The following is a 6338-nucleotide window of genomic DNA, read 5'->3' as shown; positions in this document are numbered from 1 at the left end:
AGATGTATTGCTGACCCACCGCTATCGCAGGCAAGCCAGCTCCCACATTGGAATTTCACAAGGCTTAGGATCAGTCCAGACCGGACTCTACCAACAACGCTTCAAGCCCCATCAAATCCGGCACCTTCGCCACCTGCTCGCCCACCTGCACCGCCGCCAGTTCCAGTGGGCACAGCGGCACGTCCACATAGCTCAATTCGCTATCGAGCTTGTAAGAGCGGGGAATGCCTTGGATCACCAGCGCAATAAACTTCAACGTCGGCCTTCCACCCAAGGCATTCAACACTACGATCCGGGAACGTTCGCCGGTCACGCTGGCTTCACCGCACACGGCTTCAAAGCTGATCAAGGGGATTTGCCGATCACGCCAGGTCACTTGCCGCAGGTACCACGGCGGTGCATCGCTGGCCGGTTCGCCGCGCTGGAAGTCGATCAGCTCTGCGATGGCCACGTTGGGCAGCACCAGGTGGCGGTCGGCCAGGGGCAGCAGCAGGCCGGTGAGTTGGCTGGCGCGGTGGTCAAGCATGGGACTTGCTCCAGTAGGCGATGCTTTCCAGCAGCACCGACTCTTGGTACGGCTTGCCGAGGTAGTCGTTGACGCCAATGGCCATGGCGCGGTCGCGGTGTTTCTGGCCGGTGCGCGAGGTGATCATGATGATCGGCAGGCGCATCAGGCGCGGGTCATTGCGTATCTGGATGGCCACTTCGAAGCCGTCCATGCGCGGCATTTCGATGTCGAGCAGCATCAGGTCCGGGGTGTGTTCTTCAAGCACCGCGAGGGCATCAATGCCGTCCTTGGCGGTAAGCACGTTCATTCCATTGCGCTCCAGCAGGCGGCTGGTGACTTTGCGCACGGTGACCGAGTCGTCCACCACCAGTACCAGCAGCGGGCGTTTTTTCAGCGGGTCGTTGAGGACCAGTGGCACATCCACTGCCTGGGCCGGCAAGGCCGGTTGGCGGGCGCGGATATGCGCGAGCAGGTCAATGATCAACACCACGCGGCCATCACCGAGGATGGTCGCACCGGGCACGCCCTGTACCCCGGCAAACTGTGGTCCCAGGCCCTTGACCACGATCTCGCGAGTGCCGGCCATGGCATCCACATGCACCGCTACGCGCCGTTCATTGCAGTGCACCAGCAACACCGGCAGCGGTTGGTATTGGCCTAGAAGTTTCGGGCGGCTGACGGTGTGCAGCAGATCCCCCAGGTAAAACAACTCGTAGCGCTGGCCGGCGTATTCATAATGCGGCGGGTCTTGCTGGTAGTGCCCGGCCAGTTCATGTGGCAGTACGCGCACCAGGCCTTCGAGGGTGTTGAGGGGGATCGCGTACTGGTCGTCTGCGCATTGCACCATCAACGCACGGTTGACCGACACGGTAAACGGCAGGCGAATACGAAAGTGCACGCCCACGCCTGGGGTCGAGTCGATCACCATCGAGCCGCCGAGTTGACGCACTTCTTCGTGCACCACGTCCATGCCCACGCCACGCCCGGAGATCTGGGTGATTTTTTCTGCCGTGGAAAAGCCCGGCTGCAGGATGAACTGCAGCACGTCGCGGTCGCTGATGGTTTGATCCGGGCCGAGCAGGCCGCGCTTGATCGCCTTGCGCCGCACCGCTTCAAGGGGCACGCCGGCGCCGTCGTCACGCATGTCGAAGACGATGTCGCCGCCTTCGTGGGTCAGGTCCAGGGTAATGCGCCCCTTTTCCGGCTTGCCCGCCTGCAACCGCACCTCACGCGATTCCAGACCGTGGTCGACGGCATTGCGCAGCATATGTTCCAGTGGCGCCGCCATGCGTTCGAGCACGTTGCGGTCCATCTCGCCTTCGGCATTGCCGACGATGAACTCCACGTCCTTGCCCAGCTCTTGCGCCACTTGGCGCACGATGCGCTTGAGGCGTGGCAGCATCCGCTCGAAAGGCACCATGCGCGTGCGCATCAGGCCCTCCTGCAATTCGGTGTTGATGCGCGCCTGTTGCTGGAGCAAATCGTGGGCATCCTGATGGCGCTGCTCCAGGGTGTCCTTGAGGTCGAGCAGGTCGGAGGCCGATTCGGACAGCGCGCGGGACAGCTGCTGCAACTGCGAATGGCGATCCATTTCCAGTGGGTCAAACTCTTCGTAGCCCAGGCGTTCGGCCTCGGCCTGCTGACGACTGAGCAGGCGCCCCTGGGTTTCGCTGTCGAGCCGGCGCAATTGATCGCGCATCCGCTCGATGGTGGTTTGAACTTCATTCAATGCAATGCGCGCATCGTTGACTTGCTGCTCGATACGGCCACGGAAAATCGAGGTTTCACCGGCGAGGTTAACCAGGTCGTCGAGCAGTTCGGCGGAGATTTTCACCATGTCGGCAGCGGGGTCGACCGCCGCTTCAGCCTTGCCCGCAGGCAACGCCACGGGCACCACCGGCTCTACACTGGGGTGCACCAGGCTTTTGATGCGCTCGATAAGTTTGTCCACCGCCCCCACCGGCAGCCCATCCGCTACGGCGTCGACCATCTGTGCCAAACGATCATGGCAACCTTGCAGCAGCGCAAACAGCTCTGGGGTCGGCGCCAGCAACCCGGCGGATAGCCCCTCGTAGAGAAACTCCAGCTCATGGGCCAAATCGCCAATCGGCCCGATCTCTACCATGCGCGCCCCGCCCTTGAGGGTGTGCAGGTCACGCAGCAGGGTTTCGACTTCCTGGCGGTTGCCCGGCTCGGCCTGCCAGCGCAGCAACGCGCTGCCTGAACTGTCGAGGATATCGGCGGCCTCTTCGAGGAAGATATCCAGCAATTCAGGGTCTGCACCTGAGGCCGGCGCCGCCGCAGCCGGAGTCGCCGGCGCGCTGTTCTGGCGCAGCTCACGCAGTTTGGCGATCAGCTCGGCAGCGTCGCTCAAAGGCTGCTGCTGTTGCAGTTCTTCCAGTTGCAAAGCCAACCGTTCGTGGCTGGCCATCAGCACCTGGGACAGCTCGGGGGTGTAACTGTAGCGGCGGTCCACCAGGCCCTCGTACAGGCACTCCAGCTCATGGGCCAAGTCGCCCACCGGGTCGATTTCGGCCATGCGCGCACCGCCCTTGAGGGTGTGCAGGTCCCGTTGCAGTGAGGACAACGGCGCGGCGCTTTCGGGCTCCAGCAACCAGCGCTTGAGGGACTGCCCGGCACTGTCGAGGATATCGACGGCCTCTTCAAGAAAGATGTCGACAATCTCATCATCCATGGCTGTTTGCTGATCCAACTGCGCAGTGGCAGCACCCAGTTCCGAAATGCTCAGGGCGCGGCTGCCGTCGCTTTTGATCAGGCCGGTGGCGGACGGGTCCAGCGCGTCATCCAGCAACGCGTGCAAGGCTTGTACCCGCGCAGGTGCCGGGCTGATTTCCTGGCCGGCAGCCAGTTGGTCGAGCATGTTGATCAGCGCCTCATGGGCCTGTTCCGCCTCATGGAAAAACCGCTCGCTGACCGCCAGGCTGCTTTCTTCCACAGCGCCATACAGGTCGAGCAAGGCCTCGCACAACGCGTCGATAGCGTGCAGGTCGGCGATGTGCGCGCCCTCCCCCAAGGTGGTCAGCTCATCCAGCAAGGCGGTCAGTTCCTGGCGTTCGCCGGGATGTTGCTGCCAGCGGCGCAACAGGTTGTCGGCGTCGAGCAGAATGTCCATGCCCTGGGCCAGGAAGTTGGTGATCAGATGCCGATCGCGCTTGATCGGCAGGCCGCTGCCAGGGGCTTCGAGCAGCGCTGCAAGCTGCTGGTCCAACAGGCTTTGGGTGCGTCTGATCAGATCCGCTGCACCCTGGATGGGTGCCAGGGGATCGCTGTCCAGGTCGCGCAGGCCACGCTGGAACAGCCCTTCGGCTTCCAGCAGCAACTCCACTTCGTCCAGGTCCAGGGGCAAGCGATGGGCCTTGTATTCGCGGGTCAGGTGGTCGAGGGGGCGCGCCAGTTCGGCGATGGGCGACACCCCGGCCATGTAGGCACTGCCCTTGAGCGTATGCAGGGCGCGTTGCAGTTCATCACTGACCTGCAACGGCACCTGCTCGGCGGCGTGGTGCAGGAAGTGGTTGAGGCTGTCCAGATGGCTCTGGGCTTCGTTACGGAAGATCTCCATCAGCATCGGATCATGGGGCTCGCCAGCGGTTGTTGCCGCGCCACTGGCCAAGGCATGGGCGCGGGCGGCCAGGGCGTCGACTTCGTCGCGCTGGCGTTGGTCGTCGATGGCAAAATCGGCGATCAATTCCGGCAGCACAGCCACGGCCTCATCCAGCACCTGCTGCACCTCGGCGCCAAGGGCGACGCTGCGTTCCAACACACGGTTGAGCAGGTTTTCCACGGCCCAGGCCAGTTCGGCCAGCACCAGGGCACGGACCATGCGACCGCTGCCCTTCAACGTATGGAAGGCACGGCGCATTTCGCCCTGGGCGGTTTTGTCCGCACTGTTGGGCAGGTTGCGGTGCAGCACGTCGAGAACTTCGTCGGTTTCTTCGAGGAAGACTTCGCGCAGCTCATCGTCAATCGGCTCTTCACCTGCCGGCGGTGGCAGCAGGCTGCCGGGGCGTTGCAGGGCCGGAGGATTAAGGCCTGACGTGGGGCTTGCCAGTGCGTCAAATTGGGATTGGCTCGGTGCCTGTTCGGTCGACAGTGCGCCATCGGGCGCGACCAATGCCTGGCGCCAGGGTTTTTCGGCCGGCAGATAACCCAGCGCCGCCAGGCTTTGGGTGGCCCGCTCCAGCACACGCTCGCCAGCGGCGTCAGGGTCCTGGAGCATGCGTTCCAGGTAATACTCCAGGCTGCTGATCACATCGGCGAACTGCTCCAGTTGCACCGGCGAAGGCGCGACATCGCTGATCATCAACTGCTCGTCGACATAATCGGTGCAGCCGCGCATCAGGCTCGCCGCACGCGGCAAAGGGATCATCGCCAGCGCGCCACGCACCTGGCTCAGCAATTGCGGCAAGGATTCCAGACGCTGGCGGTCCCAATGGGCTTCGACGCAGTCGATCACCAGTTCCTTGGCTTGTTTGAGGCACTGGCAGGATTCAGCAATCACCAACTGATGGATCTGGGTCAGGTCGGTGGTGGGCAGCCGGCTTTCTTCGCGGCTTTGCGGCTCCACCGTGCCGATCATGCCCGCCAGCGTGGCTTCGACGTAGAGCAACGCGCCTGCCACGTCCATCAGCACCGCGTCATTGGGTTCGCGTTGCCCCTGGGCCAGGCTCAGCACGACGGCCAACTGGTCGATGATCACTTTGCGCGGCTGGCCAAAACCCAGTACGGCGAGGGTGTCGGCGATCTGCCGCAGGGGCGCCAGCAGTGCGTCGAGTTCGTCGATGTGCTGGCGGTCGCTGCGTACGAACAGATCGAGGCGCTCCTTGACCCGCACCAGCTCCTCACACAAGGCACCGAGCACCGACCCCATGGCATTGCGGTCCGGCCCGGCCATTCGCGCACGCTCGGCGTCGACCACGGCGCTGTCGGGCAAAGCTTCATCCAGGCCATAGCGCTCTTTAAGGCTTTGCATGCGCGGCGTCGGTCGGGTGACTTTGGCCACGTAAAACAACAGGCTTTTGAGCAGCTCATCCGGCGCAGGCTGATTGATGCCGTCAATGCCCTGGGCCAGCAGGCGCTTGAGTTGTTTGCCGCTGGCCTTGAGCAGGCTGCGCAGTGCCGGGCTGTTGGCGACCACGCCGGTCAACATGCCCTCGACCAGTGCCGAGGCCACCTGCCACAGCGGTAACAACGGTGCGCCCTGGCACAACGCCTCAAGGCGTGCGAACACCCGCGCCATATCTTCCAGGTTGCTCGGGCCGTGGTCTTCACGCAGCAACCCGGCGAGGGCTTGTTGCAGCAAGGGGTGCCATTGGCGCAACTGCTCATGCAACTGCGGCGTTGCTCGTTGGGCCAGTGTTTCATCAGGCAGCGGCGCGATCGACAGCAGTTGCGGGCTGAACAGGCTGGTTTCAGACAACAGGCTTTCACCCCGCGCAGTGCGCAGGTCGTTGAGCAGCGGCAGTACCACCAGCGGCAGGTCGCGGCGGGCGCTGTGTACGCGATCCAGGTACAGCGGCAACTGGCCGAGGGCCTGTTGCAGCAGGCGGATGCTTTCTTCGCGCTGGCTGACGCGACCGGTCTGGAGCGCCAGGGCCAGTTCCTCGATCTCTTCGGCCAACAGCGCCGCGCCGTAGAACTCGACCATTTGCAGCGCGCCATGCACCTGGTGGATCCCGGCCAGGCAATTGTCGAGGGTGTCGCCGTCGCCGGTTTCAACGTAAGCGTCCAGCGCCGAACGGGCCTGTTTCAGGGTTTCGGCAATGTCGCCCTTGACCCATTCGAGGGCCACGTAGTCGTGCCGATCAACCAT

General features: G+C 63.6%; 2 protein-coding genes. Both read right to left on the bottom strand.

The window, feature by feature from the left end:
* Positions 1 to 70: 70 nt before the first annotated feature.
* A complete protein-coding gene (locus E4P01_RS06145; protein WP_078822552.1) occupies positions 71 to 526 on the bottom strand; it encodes a chemotaxis protein CheW in 456 nt (151 codons plus the stop codon).
* Positions 519 to 6338 carry an Hpt domain-containing protein gene (locus tag E4P01_RS06140; RefSeq protein ID WP_216090432.1) on the bottom strand — a complete coding sequence of 1940 codons (5820 nt, stop codon included), beginning with the start codon at positions 6336 to 6338 and terminating at the stop codon, positions 519 to 521. The genes E4P01_RS06145 and E4P01_RS06140 overlap by 8 nt, the downstream gene beginning before the upstream one ends.

Source organism: Pseudomonas sp. NCIMB 10586 (assembly GCF_023127895.1).
GTDB lineage: Bacteria > Pseudomonadota > Gammaproteobacteria > Pseudomonadales > Pseudomonadaceae > Aquipseudomonas > Aquipseudomonas synxantha_A.
This window is presented reverse-complemented; position numbering and strand designations above follow the sequence as displayed.